General features: G+C 36.9%; 1 protein-coding gene. It reads left to right on the top strand.

The window, feature by feature from the left end; translation table 11 throughout:
- Positions 1 to 646: IS3 family transposase (locus AC0SAP_RS10345; protein WP_473384106.1), on the top strand; the 646-nt coding region annotated here is incomplete at its 5' end.
- Between the last annotated feature and the right edge of the window lie 142 nt (positions 647 to 788).

The following is a 788-nucleotide window of genomic DNA, read 5'->3' as shown; positions in this document are numbered from 1 at the left end:
TAAAGCTCATAAGCGTTGGGGGTTTGGTTTATGTTTTGATTATTTGAGAAATATTCAAAAGTTCCGATGGAATCATAAACGAGTTTTAAGAATTTATCGGGAATTAGAGCTTAATCTCAGAATTAAACCCAAAAAACGAATCATCAGAAATCGCCCTGAAGCATTGGGATTAGCGACAGACATTAATCAAATATGGTCGATGGATTTTATGTCTGATAGCTTGCAAAATGGACGTTATTTCCGAACTTTTAATGTGATTGATGATTATAATCGGGAAGGTCTTTGTGTGGATATTGATTTTAGTTTACCGACAGAAAAAGTGATTCGCTCCTTAGAGAGAGTTATTGAGTGGAGAGGTCAGCCAGCAGCGATTCGATGTGATAATGGTCCCGAATATATCAGTCAGAAATTAATTGATTGGGCTAATTCAAAGAAGATTACTCTGATCTATACTCAACCGGGGAAACCCACACAAAATGCTTATATTGAGAGATTTAATCGCACTGTAAGAGAGGAGCTACTATCAAATTATCTATTTGAAACAATCAATGAAGCCCAAATTTATTCCACTAAATGGCTGTGGAGTTATAATAACGAAAGACCACATTCAGCAATTGGATCTGTGCCACCGTGCCAGCTTCAATAAACCATGGAGAACCTTCTACTTTTAAATGGTACGTAAGCTTACCGTCAAGCGCACAGTTCATAACTAGAGACTTTTTCGGTTAATTGTTTTTTAAATTCACTGGGAGGTAAATTTCCCAGTGACTCATGAGGTCTTTCTTCGT

The sequence above is a fragment of the Ignatzschineria sp. PL_is040 genome (genome assembly GCF_055813795.1).
This window is presented reverse-complemented; position numbering and strand designations above follow the sequence as displayed.